At 40.5% G+C, this 19991-nt stretch carries 17 protein-coding genes; 2 read left to right on the top strand and 15 right to left on the bottom strand.

Annotation, left to right across the window (positions count from 1 at the left end):
• Positions 1-21: 21 nt before the first annotated feature.
• From NST58_RS15825 to NST58_RS15795, 7 genes are all read right to left on the bottom strand, one after another.
• Positions 22-1503, bottom strand: coding sequence for an Lsa family ABC-F type ribosomal protection protein (locus tag NST58_RS15825; protein WP_339248678.1), 1482 nt, complete (start codon positions 1501-1503; stop codon positions 22-24).
• Between the two features lie 301 nt (positions 1504-1804).
• Positions 1805-2713, bottom strand: coding sequence for an NAD(P)/FAD-dependent oxidoreductase (locus NST58_RS15820; protein WP_339248676.1), 909 nt, complete (start codon positions 2711-2713; stop codon positions 1805-1807).
• 280 nt (positions 2714-2993) lie between these two features.
• Entirely contained in the window at positions 2994-3506 is a 513-nt protein-coding gene (locus tag NST58_RS15815; protein WP_076125721.1) for a DinB family protein, read from the bottom strand.
• A 414-nt stretch (positions 3507-3920) separates the two neighbouring features.
• Positions 3921-4466: a CueP family metal-binding protein gene (locus NST58_RS15810; RefSeq protein ID WP_248548243.1), complete on the bottom strand. Its 546-nt coding sequence runs from the start codon at positions 4464-4466 to the stop codon at positions 3921-3923.
• Positions 4467-4679: 213 nt separating this feature from the next.
• Positions 4680-5546 (bottom strand): SDR family oxidoreductase, encoded by an 867-nt coding sequence (locus NST58_RS15805; protein ID WP_248548242.1) that lies wholly within the window; start codon positions 5544-5546, stop codon positions 4680-4682.
• A 196-nt stretch (positions 5547-5742) separates the two neighbouring features.
• Positions 5743-7494, bottom strand: a complete 1752-nt coding sequence (locus NST58_RS15800) for a HAMP domain-containing sensor histidine kinase (RefSeq protein WP_248548241.1) — start codon at positions 7492-7494, stop codon at positions 5743-5745.
• Positions 7491-8246, bottom strand: a complete 756-nt coding sequence (locus NST58_RS15795; RefSeq protein ID WP_036677929.1) for a response regulator transcription factor — start codon at positions 8244-8246, stop codon at positions 7491-7493. Before NST58_RS15795 ends, NST58_RS15800 begins: the two co-directional genes overlap by 4 nt.
• Positions 8247-8437: 191 nt before the next feature.
• Between NST58_RS15795 and NST58_RS15790 the strand changes: the two genes are divergently transcribed.
• Together NST58_RS15790 and NST58_RS15785 are read left to right on the top strand one after the other, a co-directional pair.
• Complete coding sequence (locus tag NST58_RS15790) at positions 8438-9469, top strand: M23 family metallopeptidase (protein WP_076125730.1); 1032 nt, start codon at positions 8438-8440, stop codon at positions 9467-9469.
• A gap of 200 nt (positions 9470-9669) precedes the next feature.
• A complete protein-coding gene (locus tag NST58_RS15785; RefSeq protein WP_076184557.1) occupies positions 9670-10545 on the top strand; it encodes a deoxyribonuclease IV in 876 nt (291 codons plus the stop codon).
• A gap of 44 nt (positions 10546-10589) precedes the next feature.
• Here NST58_RS15785 and NST58_RS15780 read toward each other — a convergent pair whose 3' ends face one another.
• From NST58_RS15780 to NST58_RS15745, 8 genes are all read right to left on the bottom strand, one after another.
• Positions 10590-10913 (bottom strand): hypothetical protein, encoded by a 324-nt coding sequence (locus NST58_RS15780; RefSeq protein ID WP_076190400.1) that lies wholly within the window; start codon positions 10911-10913, stop codon positions 10590-10592.
• Between the two features lie 84 nt (positions 10914-10997).
• Positions 10998-12218, bottom strand: coding sequence for a GNAT family N-acetyltransferase (locus NST58_RS15775; protein ID WP_076280668.1), 1221 nt, complete (start codon positions 12216-12218; stop codon positions 10998-11000).
• A gap of 94 nt (positions 12219-12312) precedes the next feature.
• Complete coding sequence (gene nhaC / locus NST58_RS15770; protein ID WP_076184555.1) at positions 12313-13680, bottom strand: Na+/H+ antiporter NhaC; 1368 nt, start codon at positions 13678-13680, stop codon at positions 12313-12315.
• Positions 13681-13903: 223 nt separating this feature from the next.
• The gene (locus NST58_RS15765; RefSeq protein WP_076303786.1) at positions 13904-14530 is read right to left on the bottom strand and encodes an HAD family hydrolase; all 627 of its coding nucleotides are present in this window, start codon (positions 14528-14530) and stop codon (positions 13904-13906) included.
• Between the two features lie 58 nt (positions 14531-14588).
• Positions 14589-16070: a DUF4179 domain-containing protein gene (locus NST58_RS15760; protein ID WP_339248673.1), complete on the bottom strand. Its 1482-nt coding sequence runs from the start codon at positions 16068-16070 to the stop codon at positions 14589-14591.
• 17 nt (positions 16071-16087) lie between these two features.
• Positions 16088-16600 carry an RNA polymerase sigma factor gene (locus tag NST58_RS15755; protein ID WP_306066376.1) on the bottom strand — a complete coding sequence of 171 codons (513 nt, stop codon included), beginning with the start codon at positions 16598-16600 and terminating at the stop codon, positions 16088-16090.
• A gap of 151 nt (positions 16601-16751) precedes the next feature.
• Positions 16752-19136 (bottom strand): polyprenyl synthetase family protein, encoded by a 2385-nt coding sequence (locus NST58_RS15750; protein WP_339248671.1) that lies wholly within the window; start codon positions 19134-19136, stop codon positions 16752-16754.
• A gap of 76 nt (positions 19137-19212) precedes the next feature.
• Entirely contained in the window at positions 19213-19983 is a 771-nt protein-coding gene (locus NST58_RS15745; protein ID WP_076184551.1) for a flavodoxin family protein, read from the bottom strand.
• Positions 19984-19991 lie beyond the last annotated feature (8 nt).

Genomic DNA, 19991 nt, shown 5'->3' with positions numbered 1-19991 from the left:
TTTCAATCGGTGTTAAAAATATCAGCTAAGTTCAATGATCTTCGTGGCAACATTATGGCAAAATTCGCGATCATGCTCCACAAAAACGAGTGTTGGTGTATATTCAAGCAATAGCTCCTCAATTTGCATACGTGAAATAACATCAATAAAATTAAGCGGTTCATCCCAAATATACAAATGAGCTTTTTCACTAAGACTTTTGGCGATCAGGACTTTTTTCTTTTGGCCGCCACTGTAAGTGGATATATCCTTATCAAATTGAATTCTGGAGAAATCAAGCTTTCGCAGAATAGATTTAAAAAGACTTTCATCTATCCCATTCTCTCTAGCATAATCTGTTAAATCGCCCCGTAGATCTGAAGTGTCTTGTGATACGTAGGAAATGATAAGCTGGCTATCCTTAGTGAAGGTGCCGGTATAATCTATATCCTCACCGCAGATCAATTTGATGATACTTGATTTTCCGGAACCATTTTTACCCGAGAGTGCAATTCTCTCCCCCTGCTCAATGGTAAAGCTTACTTCTGAACATACCCTTTTCTCTCCGTAAAAAACCGAAACATTATCCAGCTCCGCAAGATGACGTTTATGATAAGCAAGCTGCGTAATCTCTAAGTTCTCAGAATTTTCGATGTTTTTAAGAAGCTTAGACTTTTCGTTGATGGCAGATTGCTGTCTCTGCTCGATGGCTTTAGAGCGTTTCATCATTTTAGCGGCCTTGTGTCCAACATAACCTTTATCTAACTTAGATCCAGAATTTCTAGTTCCATTTTTAGTTTTTTCCACCTCATGTGACCAGTTACCTGTTCGTTTAGATGAGGCTGACAAGCGTTTGATATCTCTTCTAAGTTTTTCGTCTTCCGCTATCTCAAAGTTATCTTGTCTGACTTTATTCTCCCACCAGCTAGAAAAATTGCCCTTTTGAATCTCTATATTGGTTTTGTTAATTGACAAGATGTGGTCCACACAATTATCAAGAAAGGATCTGTCGTGAGAGACCAGAATATATCCACTTTTCGTATTGAGGTAATCACTGACAAGCTTTCTTGCCGTCATATCCAAATGATTTGTAGGTTCATCAATCAACAGGAAGCTATTTTCCTTAATGAATAATGTGGCTAACAGCACTTTCGTTTGCTCTCCGTTAGACAATGAATCAAAGGGACGATATAACACATCCTCAGAAACCTTTAGCAAAGAAAGCTCACGCATTAACTTCCAATGAATATAATCCGGAAAAATCTCGCTGATCACATCTATGGTGTTAAGCTCCTTGTTATTCACCTGAAAGGGGAAATATTCAAAGCTGACATGAGCAGAAATATTACCGCTGAATTCATGCTTTCCAAGCAATAAGCTAAGAAATGTAGTCTTTCCTCGACCATTTCTCCCTGTAAAACCTAATTTCCAATCGGTATCGATTTGAAAGTTTACGTTCTCAAATATGTTATCGTAGCTGCCTTCATAGGCAAAGGTTAGATTTGTGACATTTATTAATGACATAAAATAATCCTCCTGTATTTTAACAAAATAAAAGCCACAAGAAAGTTACTTTCTTGTGACTCAAATAAATACAGCAAATCCAGCCCCAAATGGAGTTAGATATGGATATATTTTCGAGTGAAAAGAAGTAGTAACTTTCTTGCATACAAAGAATAAAACAAACGAAATAAACCATTGTTGTTGTTTTATTCATCATGGGACGCAAGAATAATTACTACACTATACTTTTCAACTCCGATCATTAATTTGTAATTATGTTATCATGCATATTTATTATTTTCAACTTCCTACCCATAATTCGTTAAAAAAGTTCAAATTCTTCTTCTATAAGATCCATATTTACACTCATAGCTGTCCGACTCCCGTCAGCCGCGGCAAACACTAACTGAGAAGGCATAAAATAAGAAACATCTCCAGCCGAATATAATCCTGGAATCGAGGTTCTCCCCGCACCATCCGTGCTAAACCCACCAGAATCATTCCGCTTTACAGTCAAATGGTCTACGATTGATGCCGTTTGGATCAAATTCGGAGAAATAAACCCTCCCGTTCTTAAGATCTCAGTACCATCTGCAAAGCGAACCGCCTGAAGTTGCCCGTCATGCCCTATAAAAGAGGAAATTGTTTGTTCATTGACTACAACTCCCTTAGCCTCAAGACTTTTTTTCTGTTCATCAGAAAGGAATGTCTTGCCGTTCGTGCAGATAACCAAATCTTTACTCCAATTGAGCAGCATTTTAGCCATATGAAAAACATGTGGATTTTCGCAAACAACGACAAGGGGTTGATCTCGTAGTTCCCAGCCGTCACAATACGGGCAATTAAACAGACTTTTTCCGTATAATGGTCGTAAGCCCTCTATCTCAGGAAGGACCTCTTTTAACCCGGTCGCCAAAATCAATCTGCGAGCTTCAATGTGACGACCAAACGAATCATGTACCGCAAATCCAGAATCATTTTTGTTAATCGAAATAATCTCAGTCTGGATATGCTCAACTGACGGATAACGTAGTACCTCCTCATACGCAATGCGACGAAACTCGGCTGGTGTAACCCCGTCTCTTGTAATAAAACCATGTGATGCATGGGTAACAGCATTCCTTGGCTGATTATTATCAATTAAAGCTACTTTTCTTCTTGCCCTACCAAGAACAAGGGCTGCGTTCAAGCCTGCGGGTCCACCACCAACAATAATGCAATCGTAAATCATATGAATCATCTCCTATATGCAGATATTAAAGACTCTTTTTGTCTATTATTAAACCAAAAAAAATATTCGTTCCATCATAGACTTAATGAATCTATAATATCTCCAAATTAACTAAAGTGTCAACCCAAACTTTCCGATCCTCCGTGAGTTTTATTTAGTGTAATACTAGAAAAAAGTAAATAAGCCCATTACCTTATGTTTGGAGGTAACTTAATACTCCAATATATCAGGTAAGAGCTATATGTTGAACTTACTTGGCAGTGCAGGGCTTCCTCACTTATCAACCTTCACCGTTTGCTAATTCTAAATCATCAGCCGAGGGTCCGTAAAGACCAGGTACCGGCACGTCAAGCAGCCGCAGATAAACTCCAAGCTGCGCCCGGTGGTGAACCATATGATTCAATCCGATGGTACGAAGCGCAGCTGCCCGTGTCTGACGACGGATGATCTGCTCCCCGTTCCGTAAGGTCCACTCCGCGCCGAGCATCTCCACATTGCTTGCAGTAATTAATTCCTCAATCTCACGAGCTTTCAGGTCGAACTCTTGTAGAACCGCGTCGGGACTCTCCAGTGCTTCTCGTCGATATGCCACAGATGCCAAATCAAACTCCGAGTAAAGTAGAATTGCGGATTGCCAGCTCAGAAGATTAACGAGGTGTGTGGCCAGCCCACCCAGGCTCATTGACTTAGAGTGTGGTTTCCATGTCATATTCTCCTGAGGCAGCTTCTCCAGTATCCGACGTGTACCAGCCAGCTCTTGCAAAACATCCCCAATGATCAGCTCTTTAACCATTCATCTCTCTCCTCTCTTCTGTAAAGCAATTTCTTTTGATCATTCGTGTGATAGTTTGGATTCCTTTTACCCAAACACTTTCTAACTCTCCGCTAGATCGGACCGAGGTGCACTTATTTCGTAGATTTATAGCATTTCACCAGGTTATCGGACCCAGATGCAGTTATTTCCCTAAATACACTCCAATTCTGTGCCATTACAAGCCAATAAGAGCTATGCAGTCCGATAAGCTTGAAAAATGCAGCGAAAATCTAAAATAGCTGCAATGGAGTCCGATACGATGGACATTTGGCGAAAGTCCAATACAGAATACATCAGAAGGAAGATCTAATTGGATTATGAATAACGACTTCGACATCGCTTCAGAAACATCCTGCTGAGCATTCGTTTTTCAAGTCTTCTCTCTGCATCTTTTTAGATATTTTCTGCCAATTGCATAGTGGTAACACATGTATTATCACTCTTAAAAGTGGAAAGCTCAGATTTTGCTGCTTTTCCATCCTGCTCAATGGTTACGTTATATTTTTTGTCCCGGGGTAACCAAAGATCAATAAATCCGTTAGATAGCGATTTCATTTCTTGATCCACAATCACATTGCCTTCGCTGTCTTCAATATATACTTTAAACTCATCATCCGTTAATTCACCTTGGCAGCCAGTCAAGCTATGTGTTGCGCAAGGATGCGTATTCTCCACATATGGAGCTATAGAAACAAAAAACTCATCTTTAGGCAAGTCGTAAGTTTTCTCTTTATTGTTACTATCGGTTACAATAAGTTGCTCAGAAGTGATAGACGCGGACAGGTTTTCCAGACTGCTTGAACTATATTCTTGCACTAATTGCTTAATGTCGGTTGTATCTTGTGCTGAAGGCGTATCCTTATCGATACCTCCCAATAACAAATACGCACCTAATGCAACAACCGCCGCTCCCGATACCACCAAGATATTTCTTTTCATTTGTAATCATCTCCTTCGCTTATTCGCCAGATTATGTACTCACTCAAAGTATCTTCCATTTCTTTTAGTATAACTAGTTAAACTAAACTAACACAATTATGAACAAGGCAAAATAGTGAAAAGTTATGTATTTGATTCATCCTCTATCAACAAAAAAAAAAGGCCTCCTCACTGGTTTTTCAACCTCGAGGAAGCCTTTTATCTTTTATATTATTATGCTTGTAAATTACCGACCATAACACGAATGACATCCGCAAGAGGAGTAGCTGAACGTTTCAGCAGTTTCTCTAAATCGCTACTTTCAATATTAAGCCAACCTTCACGAATCCCACGTTGTATAGCTACAACTATTGGAAGCGCAGCTTCTGGGACACCCACCTCCGACATGGTCTTGGCATAAGCCTCGTCGTCAACCTGGATTACTTTGATTTCTTTACCGATTACACTGCCTATGATCTCAGTCAATTCCTCTTGTGTTAAAGGGTTGCCAGACAATTCATACACTGTGTTCTCATGTCCGTCACCTGTCAGAACATTTGCTGCAGCTTCTGCATAATCTCCGCGTGTAGCCCAGCCAACTTTACCATTCCCTGCTGAAGTCACCCATGGGGCACCTGCTAGAGCACCTTGAATGGAGCCGATCTCATTCTCCAAATACCAGTTATTACGGAGGAAGCTGTAAGGAATGCCTGTTGCGCGAATAGCTTCTTCGGTGATGCGGTGAACTTCAGCAAGAAATAGTTCACTCTTGTCTGCTTGTCCTACACTTGTGTAGGCAATGAAGCCGACGCCTGCTTTTTCCGCAGCAGCAACAGCTGCTTTATGTTGACGAATCCGGGTTTCATTATCACCATCTGCAGATACAATTAATAATCGATCCACACCGGCAAATGCTGATTCCAGCGTCTCAGGTTGATCAAAATCACCATGACGGACTTCCACTCCACGTGCCTGAAGATCACTTGCTTTTTCTGGGTTCCGCACACTAACTACAAGATCACTTGCGGGTACAGTTTTAAGTAAAGCTTCTATCACCAATGATCCGAATTGACCTGTTGCTCCTGTTATTGCTATTTTCATTTTTACTTCCTCCTCAAATTAGGATGATAAATTTATTTTTAACCACTACCTGTAACTATTGTAGTTACAATAAGTTTAGATGTCAACTTATTTATGATCCCAACTCTGGCTGGATAATAAACAGAAGAATTAAAAAACTATATTCACAACAAAAAAACCACCGTCATTTCCGTTAGGAAAAACGCTGGTTCTATGATCAGCTCCAACTCAACTTAATAATGGTCCCTTGTCCAGGGCTACTCTCAACAGCAATCCTGCCCTCCATACATTCGATTAATCCCTTGGAGATCGCCATGCCAAGGCCGGATCCGTTGGAGCTAGATACCGTGTCCGTTCCTCGATAATAACGTTCAAATAGACGGTTAAGTGTGACTTCATCCATTCCATCGCCATCATCGGAGAATTGAATAGTAAATCCACTGTCCTCATCATTCATAGTTAGTGAAACCGTTAAAATCGTATCCGAGGGGTTATGAAGTAAAGCATTCGCAGTCAAATTGTTGACCACCCGCTCTAGCCATGGAGTATACAATCGGGCTCTCACTTCGTTTGGTGCCGGCACAAATATAATTCGTTGCTTCCCATATTCGGGATTTGCAGCAGCTTGATCAAGGGCTTGATGTAGCCAAGAGTTCAATTCCACCTCCATCAGCTCTGGTGGCTTGATCCCTGTTTTTAGCCGATAGGTCATGGCAAGATCACTGATCAGCATGTCCATATGGGCTGATTTATCCAGCATCGTCCTTGTAAACTTGCGAACTTCCTCTTTCGACCAATCATACGAAGGCTCCGCCAGTAAATGGGCATAACCAGTTATAGAAGATAAAGGAGTTTTTAAATCATGTGTAACACCTGCGATCCATTCTTCCCTCAAATTCTCTGTTTGTTGCCGCAACGCCTGATCTCTCTGCAAATTAGCAGATAATTTCTCTATGGATACCATAACATCAGAAAAAACCCGGTATCTCCGCCTCCATTTACCTACGTGGGTTCGACTACGACGATTTCCTTTACGGTCCATAGGCTCTGTATATATGGCATTTCCAATGGAATCGAGCCATACAAGCATATGCAGCATTGGCGCTCCAAACCTATGAGCTTGCCATAAAGAAAGCAATATAAATGCAAGCAATAAAGTCGCGAGCATTGCTAATGAGCCTTTAATAACAATTTTAACTTCTTCAGGTACCCATACCTTTTGTCCTGTATCTGCACCCTTTACGTTCGGTTGTCCAACGATCCATGTTTGGCCCGTTTGTTTATCAAAAGAAGATCGGACATGATAGCCGTAACGTTCACTGTAGAGAGTGCGTAGTGCTAGCTCTGGCACTGAGTACTTGGTGGGAATCATCTTTGGCCTATTATAGGAGAGCAGCTCCGTACCCGATGAATCAATGAGTTGAACAAAAGCCTGTGATGATTTAATTTCTCTTTCAATCGAATCAGGCAGAACCAGATCTCCATCTACTGCATCAAATGTACCTTCGCTCATTTTTTTTAACAGAGGATCTAGTATATTTGGCGCGCCATAAAGAAGCGTGAATTGTCTCCCATTTTTCTCTTGAATCCATACAGCTAGAGTATACGGAAAAGGCTGAGTCCCTGTCCAATAGGCGACTACTTCACCCGGTCCATATTGAATTGGGACATCTTTTGGAGTGTTGTAGGCACTTTCAACTTTTCCATTTTCATCGATATTTTGCAGCCAGCCCTTATTCTTCTTCACTTGCTCCAGCAAGCTCGGGGAAAATTGAATGCCCTTCTCATCAATTTTGGAGGATTCAACCAGTTGCTCTAAGCCAACATTCGCAAAATCACGCGTAATACTGATATCGAGAAAACGCAACAGCATCCAAGTAAAAGTTACTGCTGCAATAGCGAGAACAACCATTCCCGTAATTGCTAGCTGTAGAACGAACCTTAACGTTAACCGACGTTTGATATTCATGGCATGGACAACTCCTGGCGGTCTACCTTCACCAGCTTATAACCAAGACCCCTAACGTTAACAATAAATTTTGGATCGGACGGGTCTGCTTCGATACGTTCTCGAATTCGATGAATATGAACCATGACCGTATTATCATCGCTCAGTGCTTCATCGCCCCATACTTTCTCATATAACTCACTTTTGCTGAAAATCTGATTGGGATGTTTGCATAAGAAGACCAGCAGTTGAAATACAAGTGCCGGACAAGCAACAGACTGACCCTCTACCAGGAGTTCTCCCGCTGTCTCATCTAGCTTAAACCTTCCGTAATCATATACATTTGCAGATTTATGGGGAACTATTTCTACACTCTTGCCAGTAGCCTGTTGGTTAGCAGAAGCAAAATATCTCCGCAGCTGTGCTCTTATACGAGCCACCACTTCAAGCGGGTTAAAGGGCTTGGTGATATAATCATCTCCTCCTATAGCAAAGCCCGTTAATTTATCGAAATCAGACGTTCGCGCAGTCAGAAAAAGAATAGGGGCATCCGTCGTCTGCCGGATAAAAGGGCAAATTTCGATACCACTTCGTCCGGGCAGCATTACATCCAGCACAATTAAATCATATTTTTTGGATTCACAGGCACTTACTGCTTCTTCACCTGTTTGCACTGTATCTATATTGACGTAGCCTTCCTTACGCAGCACTGTCTCCATAATGTCTAAAAGTGATACCTCATCATCAACCAATAAAATTGAAGCCTCATTCATATAAATTTTCCCTTTCACAATAGACGTTTTTATTATCATAGCATGATTTTTTTGGCTAGCAATCTTACTAATCTTAACGGAAGCTTAATTCGTATTCATTAAATAGCTAGTAAATTATGTAAGTGTTAATATAGAATTTCAGAAGCGCTAAGGATAGACTGCTACAATCGTAATACTGGGAGGCGATATATATGAACAAAAAACCTAAAAAAATCATTCATAAAGTTATTTTGAATACAAGAACTGCCTTGGCTGTAGGGTCACTGTCTTTATTAATGGCTGCCTGTGGAGGAGAGAATGCAGATGTGCCGACTACTGAAAAGGCGGAGCAGACAACAAGCCCGGCCACAGCTGCCATTCTGAGCGGATTTGCTCCAGATGAACTATCAAAGATTCTACTGGACGGGAAGTACAAGGAGTTGTATGCCCGCTTTAATCAGCCTTTAAAAGATGAAATAAGTGAAGCAGAATTAACAGAGACAGGAAAAGAATTCACTAAGGGTATCCATGCATTGGAAAAGGCATCGACCATGCAGCTTAATGGATTTGATCGACGCACATGGGTTAGTGATGCTGGCAATAAGGGGCTTGTCGGGATGTTTGATCCGGATGGGACGATTACATTAATTCAAGTTCAAGAGCTTACCCCTTCTCCTGAAACCGACAATGTACTAAGCAAACATGAATACGCACTGCCGTTTGAGGGAGATTGGTATGTATTTTGGGGTGGTGAAAATGTGCTTGTGAATTATCATTATGAGTTAGAAATCCAGCGGTACGCTTACGATTTTATACAAACCAAAGATAACTATTCCTATACAGGAGATCCACTAAAAAATGAAAGCTATTATGCCTTTGGCAAAAACATTCTCGCTCCAGCGGACGGCACCGTTGTATCGGTTGTGAATGACATTAAAGACAATGAGCCAGTTGGGGTCATGAATCCGAATCAAGCTACCGGAAATATCGTTGTCATTGATCATGGCGGGGAATATAGTCATTTGGCGCATCTCAAACAAGGGTCAGTTACTGTAAAACCGGGGGATAAAGTCGAAAAAGGTGAAGTTATTGGCTTAACAGGTAATTCTGGTAATACGAGCGAGGCCCATCTACACTTCCAAATCTCAGATGGAGCTGATCTATTCACTTCCCGGGCAATCAGAGTTAAATGGGAGAAAAATTTAAAACCAATTCAAGGTGAGACTATTTCCGCTGCTAATTAGCGCTAAATTCCGGGTCGCTAAGGTTGTCTCTCATAAATAATAAATCAGATGAGACAACCTTGATCTTCCCTAAAAAACATCCTACTTTCTTGTAATACCAATACATATAATCCGGGTAATTCACAAATAATAATAGACATATAGGATATATAGTAACTAAATATGGCTCTCTTTTCAGAGGAAAGGAAGTGTCAACCCCGATGTCTTTACTCCTAGGCTCTCATGTGTCTATGACCGGAACAAAAATGCTCCTTCGAGCTAGTGAAGAGGCAGCCTCTTATGGAGCGACCACCTTCCTTTTTTATACCGGAGCCCCACAAAATACACGCCGCAAACCCATTGAAGCTTTGAATATTGAAGCAGGACATGCTCATATGAGAGATAACGGTATTTCTAATATTATTGTACACGCTCCATTTATTGTTAACTTAGGAAATACACTTTCGGCACAGGTCTTTGAGCATAGTATAGAGTTTCTTCAATCAGAAATCATAAGAACAGAAGCTTTGGGTTCAACCCAAATCGTCCTACATCCTGGCTCCCATGTTGGTGCTGGCTCTCAAGCTGGAATCTCTCGGATCGTGGAAGGCTTAAACGAAGTGCTAACAGATAAACGAAATGTTCAGGTTTCATTAGAAACTATGGCTGGAAAAGGTAGTGAATGTGGAGTCTCTTTTGAAGAACTTGCAGCCATTATTGATGGAGTGACCCATAATGAGCGTCTATCAATTTGTTTGGATACTTGCCATATCCATGATGCCGGTTATAACGTAAAAGAAGATTTTGATGGCATATTGGATAAATTTGATCGATTGATCGGAATAGAGCGACTAAAGGTAATTCACGTCAATGATTCAAAGAATATCATGGGCTCACATAAAGACAGGCACGAAAATATAGGACACGGATATATCGGCCTTCAGGCGCTTCGATATGTGGTCCACCATCCTCAACTGTCAACCATTCCCAAACTCCTAGAGACTCCCTCCATCGGTGAAAAGAAATATGTAAACGCACCCTATAAGCATGAGATTTCCTTGTTAAGGGGAGAAACAAATGAGCTGGTAAAAAAATAAAAACCGCCAATTACGCGGTTTTTCATCTGTGCAGCCATGATCGACTATCCTTTTGTGGAATCAATTGTAGTAGGTGCGGTTCCATTTACCAGGAGTTTTTTTAACGAGTTTTTCTTTGCTGTTAATTCTTTGGAAAGATCAGCTTGCAGTCGATTCATGTTCTTAATCTCATCGTTAAGCTTTTTGATTCGCGTCATTTTACTGCTCAAATCTGTGTGAGACTTGCTAAATTTCATATCCTGTTCTAATTGATTAATTTTGAATTTGGATTTTTCTTTTTTGTTCTTCACGTTTTTGAGCTTGCTCTCTACCTCTATGATTTCTTGTTCTAACCTTTGGATCATTGGTTTGGTGAAATTAATCGCCATTCTTACACCCCATATCATTTAGTGTTGCCGAGAATCAATTCTACTATAAAAGAACAAAAAAGCACACTCATTAGAGTATGCTTTTTAAAAATAATCAGAGAAATAAGGATGTTCTGGCCTGATTAACCCTTCCAGGAATTGAACTGTAGCTTCATCTGCCTGGATCCGACCGATCCTAGCCAAATAGGTAGGTCGCTTATAGCCCATTAACATCGTGGTTAAAGTAGGAATGTCAATCAACAAGGAAGGGTTAGTCCCTCCTGCGTGCAAAACACCTGTTCCATCTTTATCCACATTAAGTGTAAATGTACCCCGGTTCCATTCCAGCATCGGATCACTCAAGGTGAAGATAAGGCAACCATCTTTATCCTGTTTTTTAAACGGATACTGTTCGATAAATAATTGCACATCCACTATCCGGGCCATAAAATAAGGAGCAATGGTTTCCTTGATGTCACCATCATCTAAAACGAAGGAAAGCGGCTCCCCTTTATAAATATCCCCTTTGACAAGAGTAATCATCGAAAAATGTGCACTTATAAAGTTCCATAATCCCACGCGAGCTTCTTCGTTAATATATACCATTTCTTTGATGTAAAAGATCTCCTCAGCAACCCAATACAACAAATACCCTGTGGGCAAATCTTCATTGTTATAGTAGATGCCCACTGTCATTTCATCCAGATCCCAGCGTAAATATTCTTCCCAAGCCAACTTATTTCGAAGCATAGCTCCATGATGCTGCATGGAGAACTGATCATATATCTCCTTGATATCTGGATGTTCAATAGTTACCCGCTCCACGTTCCCAGGAACTTTTTTAGTTTTCGGCAGCTGGGTATCCGGAACTTCAAATGAGATTTTATCGGTAATGATCTCCCAGCCTTTCCGCCTATAATACGGAATAGAATACGGAAATAGATAAGAAATTGATTGCTTGCGGCCCCGCATTTTAGTTAATGCATGCAACATCAGCTTATTCATTAAACCTAAATTAGCATATTCGGGATAGGTTCCAACACCCGTCAGGCCACCCATCTCATAAATTCGCCCAAAAATATTTACTTGAAATGGGTATACTGCTAACTGTGAAATCAATTTATCACCATCAAACCAACCGACTACATCAGCATACTTTAGAACTGGCAGCTTCGCTTGGGTGATTTCACGATTTTCCCAACCAAAGATTTGTAAATCACGATTCGTCACTTGAAATACATAACGCAATAAATTATTAAATTGCTCTGCATGTTTAGTCTCGACATTTGCTAACCTGATTCTGTCCTGTAACTTATTGCGACTCACTAGCAATACCCCCGCTGAATTCCCCAGATATAAATCAGAAATCACTCTTATTATTCTTTATATCCGTTCAATAAATACATTCTTTCAGAGAAGGTTAGCCTAGCGAATTCTTTTGCAGCTGCGGGATCAAAGCATACGCAAACGTAATGAATGGGCTTAACCACAGAAGGGTGGCATAAGGTATATATTCAATTACCGGCACACCTAGTGTAGCAGCGAAAAAAGCACCGCTAACTCCCCAAGGAATTAAAGGATTAACAAGGGTTCCACAATCCTCTAACGTACGGGATAGTGTCTTTGCTGGAATGCCTCGGCGATTATATTCATCTTTGAACATTTGACCAGGCAACAAAATAGAAAGATACTGTTCACCAGTCATCCCATTAACCGCAATGGATGATGCGCCGCTCATAAGCACGATACTGCTTTTACGTTTGAGGGGTTGAATGATTTTGCGAAAAAAAGCCTCTATGACACCACAATGTTGTATTAGCCCGCCTAATGATAAAGCAATCAAGATAAGTGAAACGGAACTCATCATTGATTGCATTCCACCTCGGTTAACGATAGAAGCAACGGTTTCATTGGCAATAGTACTTTCGTATCCATTCTGCATCACACTGAACCAGACACCGATTTCTGCCTGCTGCTGAATAATAGCGGTCACTAGAAGACCAGTAACAATACCAACTATCAGTGTAGGAAGGATTGGGATTCGTTTGATTGAGCAAATAATAACGGCAAGTGGTGAGATCAACGTTAACCAGTGGATATGAAATCCATCTTGTAGAGCAAACTTAATCCCCTGAATCGACGATAAATCAATCGCATCGGCTTTTGGTGCGAACAAGAAAAAGACAGTAGTTATAATAAGCGCTGGAATCGTTGTGTACATCATATTACGAATATGTGTGAACAAGGATATACCTACCACTGCAGGTGCAAAATTCGTCGTATCGGATAAGGGTGACATTTTATCACCAAAACAAGCTCCGCAAATGATCGCTCCAGCAGCAAGTGTGGGAGAAATCCCTGTCGTCAAAGCAATACCCATCAAAGCTACACCGATCGTGCTAACGGTGGTGAATGAGCTTCCAGTAAACATAGAGACGACAATTGTGACATATAACGCGCTTACTGCAAAGTAGTTCGGATTAATATAATCCATACCATAAAATAAAAGTGTAGGCACCGTACCACTCATCATCCATACAGCGATCAATATTCCGATCAACATGAGGATAAGAATGGGCATTATAGCTGTTTGGATGCCTTTAATGATAGCTGCCTCAATATCTTTCCATGACACGCCAAATAAACCCAATAAGACTGCTGTGCCAACTGTGGTTGCGAGAAGAGGGATATGAGGTTCTGCTTTTAATAGGAAAATAGATACAAAAAGAAGTGCGAAAATAAAAGCGATGATAATCATACTTTTTGAAAAACTAAGCTGACGGTCCATAACGATAGTGCTCCTTAACATTGTGATTGGGATAAAATTCGGAGATTGCGGTGCTTCCTTACTTTTAAGCTTTTAAGCTTTTAGGCTTTTGGGCAATGAAGCACAGAGGTAATATTAACGATAAGATAGAGAAGAGTCAATGTTAAGAACATACAATGAAGGTTTTTCCATTAAAAAAACAGAGGGCAAAATGCCGCTCTGCTATATATTCACCCTATTCACTTTACAATTGCAGCTTTAAAATATCCTGCGGAGTTTCAAATTTATATTTCGCGGGAATATGCTCATGCTGCTTGCATCCCCATAAAGCTAATCCAAAATCGACACCAGCATCTCTTGCACATTCATAATCATAGATCGTGTCCCCTATGTAAATAGATGATTCAGGGTTTGCTTTTGATACTCTAATAAATTCTAGCAAGGGGTCTGGATGTGGCTTATGCTTTGCTGTATCTTCTGCGATAACGGTATATGATAAATATTTAGTTAAGCCAAATGGAACGAAATCGTCATTCAGCTCATCTCTTGTCTTGGAAGTCACAATTCCTTGAACGATCTCTTTTGACTGTAATGAACTCATTACATCTACAATTCCGTCAAAGATGTTAATAGTATCATAGAAATCTTTCATGAAAACATTCCATCTCTCATTGCCCTCATGAATATCTTCGATCCCAAGTTGTGGTAATGAAGCTGAACCGGGAATACCTAACACAAAATAGAGCTCTGACAATTCATACTCTCTGTTATGATCCACCTTTAACATCTTTTGCAGAGAACTCAGAACAGCGATTTCTGTATCAATTAAGGTTCCATCCACATCAAAGATTACAGTGTTATATTTACGCATAACTACCTCCTATAGGATTACAACAAATACAAGATTATTAATCGTTAAGCTTAATCTATTACTTAGAAAATAACTCTACGGCTTGCGTATCCATAATCGGATTAATATATTTCTCTAGCGTAATCGTTAGGGGTTGAGGATAATCTTTCGCTCCCTTTCCAAAAGTATAACGCATTTCATCCACGGCTGTACCCTCCTTTGAAGTCATGTAGCCACCGAAGTTTCCTGCCGAAGTTGTTTTGATTGCTCTTTTATGCACATTTCCTTCCGCATCAGTAAAAGTCTCAGCAAGTCTAGTGTAGTATTTTAAATATTCGGCATCAGTAATTGTATGCCGCAACAAGATCTCTCCTTCATCTGCATAATTCTCTTGCGTTGGAACAACAAGCTCAAGGCCACTTCCCGGTGCTTCAATGATTTGCTGCTTATTGAGATCGACAACAATTTTCATTTTATTCTTTTCCACTGCCGAGATACCAAAGGTTTTTAATGAAACGGTGTCTGGCTGACGGTTTAGACTGCTCTGGCTGTTCCTGAACACCAGTGTAAACTTGGTGTTGTCCGAATAGACTTCAGAATTGTCAGAGTTGATGATGTCGGGGTAAAATAATTTTTCGGTAGCTCCCCCATTTGTACTAATCAGAACTGGATTAATCAATTGGAAAATTTGTTTATCATTGTTCGGATCATACTCCAAATCTACATAGGTACTAAGCGGTGTATATTGCACTAGATTCACTTTAATCTTTTGCCCGTCAACTGTCAGCGTTTTATCCGTTTTTAGAATTCTTTCCTGTGCTTTGAGCATATCAGGATTAAGTTCGAAAGCAACATCCAGATTAGTCCGGTACTTATTACTACTGGATTGTAGCGCCTTATCTGAAGTTTCAGTGAGAATGACATTATAGTTTACTTCCTTTGGATATTTAACCGTTGGTGAAAGACTAGTAGTGTATATAAAATCCTTAGACTGGCCTGGTTGAATTCGGTTATCGCTGGCAAGCATACTTAGTGCAGCACCTTTATGTAGATTCGAATCCTGTATGCCTTCATATTGAAGCGCAAAATTCGCATGTATAACTTCTTTGTCTGTATTGTTCTGAACACTGTATAGAATATACACCTTCCTTCCATCTGTTACTGCACCAGTTACATCCACTCGGTACCCCTTGTTTTCCGCGCTCTGACCCACCGGCATCACGAGATTCTCTTCCAGAGCACTAGCAAGCGCTGGTTCTAACCTTGAAAATGAACGATAAGCTGCAAAATCATCTGTATTTTTAGGGCTGGCGGTTTGAACTGAAGGTTCAGCCACTTCCTTGGCCGGTAACCCGATTGAAGAGTATGTAAATAAAAGGGCTGCGGCTGCAGCTGCGATCACTCCCAAACCTGCGGTATAAACGCGGCGTTTCTCACGTTTTTTTCCTTCCATAATTCCCTTTCGCATCGCGTTATAAATTTTCATTTCCTGTAAAGTTTCAGTATTCTGATTCATTTCATCAACATTTTTCTGCAAAATACGATCTTCTTTATCTGTCACTCCGTTCACCTCCCATATCACTTCAGCACATTACGAAGCTGTTTAAGTCCCTCGCGTAACCAGGTTTTGATTGTACCTTCAGGTTTTTTTAGCACTTTTGCGATTTCGATTGTAGTCATGTCATTGTAATATTTAAGAAGTACCACATGCCGATATTTGGGCTTTAATCGGTTCAGAGCACGTTCCAGATCAATCCGGTCGTTACTTTTCATTTCCTGAGTTGCAACCTCTGCCAGCTTCTCCGTAGGAATCACTCGTTTTTTTAGTCGTAGTTCATCCATACAGCAATTGATCGTAATTCGAATCAACCAAGGTGTAAATGACTGTTCATCTTTAAGCTTCTTACGTTTCATCCAGGCTCGACATGAAGCCTCTTGTACAACTTCTAACGCGTCCGCTTCTGTCCGTAGATAACTATAAGCGACAGTGTACATTTTCCGATGCTCCACATACAGGCGTTTAAAGAAAACTTCCTCATCCATTCGGGCAAAATCAACCATTCTGACCTCGTCCATCGTCCTATCCACCACTCACCACACCCCCTCTTTTTTTGTCAGTGTCGGTATTAGGATAAAGTCATCGTTCTGATGTTCTTATAAGTAAGACGGAGTTGAACGTAAAAACGATTGATTTTTTTCATAAAAAAGTGCTGGCAAAGATGCCAACACTCCATTTTCATATTTATCGATCACGATTAACCATATAATTCAATAGATGTTTTAAAAAATTGATATTGCGGGGGATCTCTTTTAGCGCCTCCATGGCAAGACAATAGTGCTCCCACATCTCTTTTCTAGCGCCTTCTGAACCCAGAATGGAGACAAACGTTGCATTGTTATTCTCAACATCCTGCCCTGTGGGCTTACCCAGTAATTGTAAATCCCCTTCCAAGTCGAGTAAATCATCTTTAATCTGAAAAGCAATCCCCGCATGATAAGCAAATTTCTTCAAAGCTTCAATTTCTGTCTCCTTAACCTGTGCGAGAATCGCTGGCATAACTAGTGAAGCTTCGAACGCAATGCCCGTCTTATAGAAACAAATCATATTTAATTGCTCTAGCGTCAATGCTTTCCCTTTAGAATTCAAATCCATCGCTTGCCCCATGCAGGTATCTTCCGCCTTTTGAGCTGAATATTGCATTAAAGCAATTACGGATTTAGCATCGAATGTAGAAAGGGATGCCTGTTCCTCAATCGATTTCTGAATTAGAAAGAGTCCTGTCAATTCCGCCGTTGCGCTATTATACACCTCATGTAGAGTTGAACGGCCTCTTCGAGTGGGGGCATTATCCTGAGAGGGCAGATCATCGAAAATTAAGGATGCAGTATGCATATATTCCAAAGACCTCAAAAGCGGCACAATTGCCGCGCTGTCTAATCCGTATTCGTTCACCCCCATAACCCAAGTCAGAATAGGTCGTATTCGCTTGCCATCACCCTCTAAACTATAATTGGCTGCATCAATTAACATTTCTTTCATAGCTGGTGTCCCAACAGGTTTATTAATCGGCAATTGATTGTTGATTTCACCACGAACCTTTTGAATCGTATTGTGAAAATCCACCTTTTCCTGCTTGTTGTTTTTTAAATTCGTAAGCATTTGATCTCTTAGTAGTTTGTCAAAAAAATCCACATCATCAGCTTTCAACACCATTTGCTGCACGAGTCGATTAAATTCGGGTTGACCCGAAGCAAAGATCTCCATAATCTCTTTATACTTTTCAGTACCCACACGTACTTTACAACGCTTCAAACCGTTAATTGCTCGATCTAGAATCACTTCACGGGTTTTGACATCGGAGTGATATACGGAATGGATTAGATGAGAGATGACGGTCCAGTATAATTCAAAAGGGTTTATCAAATCTGAACGTTGATCACGGTATTTCAGAAAATAGGTATACGGCGTTACCGCTCCCTCTTTCATATCGTCAAACATATCTGCAAAATCATCAGCCAGTTGATTGTAAAGACCATAATAAAAAGTGCGTTGATCAAATCCATCATCTGTAGGTGCACTAATAACGGATCGGACAATTAAACGGGAAGAAGAGGATTTTAAGATAATGGGGATATAAAGCTCTTCATTGGTGTATTTAGCATTGGAAAGTTCCTTAACACGGTCCAGCTCCTGAGATTGAAAAAACACAAAGGATTGCTCGAAGAATATGTTCTGCATTTCTGGACGTTGATAGCTTTTAATATATTCGAAAGCTTCACTAAGCTCCGAATGTACGTATCGAATGAATTCCATGTTCTCTCCGGACCATTCTCCAAGCTCAGGCACAGATCTAGTAAGGATAGCGTCGCGTATCATGAGGGAAAATTGCTCTTTTTCTTGAACCGTTAAGACACTGGAATCGAGAAGATCATCAATAAAAGGGTAAGTCAGCCCATAAGAATAACCAAGTCTAATGGCTTCACTAAGCTTCTTAGAACGTTCCAAAGGTGGGGTACTCTCCCCCATTTCCTCCATTACATGCAGAATGACCCCGATAATGATCTTAATTAACTTACGCTGCGCTTGTTCGGCATTCATTTCCTGCGGAATATGGGTTGATACGTTCTTTAGCTTGTCGATCACCCAGATGGTGGCGGTCTCGACGCCTTCTTTCTGCGCCCAGCGATATACTCCTGCCAAGCTCATAAATTCCGATTGATCTCTTATCGTTGTTGAATCGTCTGGGATCAATTGAGATCTAATGTCAGCAACCATTCGCTGAATCCTGTTTTGTGTATCAGTAGAATCCAAGGCTTTGCCCAGATCCCTCATATATAAATAGGACACGCTGCGATCTAAATAATCATCCAATTTACCGTTAAGATTCAGCCAGCCTATATACCTATGATAATCCTGCGAATCAGGTTTCCTTTTCCCTCTAGAGAAAAATGACAACCATGAACGGCGATGAATATGATGTTTTTTCCATAATTGAATATCTTCAGTGAGAGTAGATACATAAGTTTGTTCTTTGAACTGCAATTGCAGTGAAATAAAATACTGAGCCGCCCTCTGCTCAGCTAGCGAATAGGCTGAATCGGCATGATCGGTTACATTCACATTCATAGGTGGATTACCTCAACTTCTCTTTTGGTTATTTATCGGTCATGTTCATATCTTATACGGGGAAGTGTCTTTATGGTTACGAATTCTTCGCCATACGTTTCCCAATAAAGTCAAAGATCAGACCCGCTGTCCTTTTTATAGGACCCAATGAAACAGGATAATAATAACCCGACTCAAACCAGCCTTGTTCTTTGTAATAACGATAATCCTTGGAATGATCATCAAGCATTGTTTTTATACTTGTACGTGACATTCGAAACAGCATTAATCTGAGAAAAGAAGGAACTGGAGTCTTGGGCGACATAAGGTCCTTATAGAATCTTTCGGAGGCTTTCTTTATTTCTCTCGTCATTTTTTTCTGCGCAACTTCTGTTCTTGGCTCCAAAGTAGTCAAGACACAGCCTTTTGTAACTTGAAATCCGAAATTCTCGCCCATATTACTAAGGTATTTCACAATTTTGCTGCCTCCAAAGATCCCCTGATTGACAATAGCCGTGAAGGTTTTCCCGAAGAATCGAGGTCTATGAAATACAAAAGCAAGCCGGTCCAAGAGGTTCTTCATCGGTGCCGATACATGAAATGCATAATTAGGCGTGGCGAAAATAATTCCGTCAGAATGGATCATTTTCTCCATCAATACATCGCGATCATCCTTTAGTGGACAATATTCCTCACCTTTATTGAAACATATCTTGCAGCCCCGGCAATATTCAAGCCGATAATCTTTTAAAAAGACATACTCAAATTCAATATCACCATATGCTTTTAAATTATTGCCAAATTCACAAACCGCTTCAAAGGTCGCATGCTTTTGTTGATTCCCAATAAATGCAGTAACTTTTTTCATTTGAACCC

This window comes from Paenibacillus sp. FSL R10-2796, assembly GCF_037965315.1.
GTDB classification, from domain to species: Bacteria; Bacillota; Bacilli; order Paenibacillales; family Paenibacillaceae; genus Paenibacillus_AQ; species Paenibacillus_AQ odorifer.
Note: the sequence above shows the minus strand (reverse complement) of the source record. Positions and strands in the feature narration are given on the sequence as shown.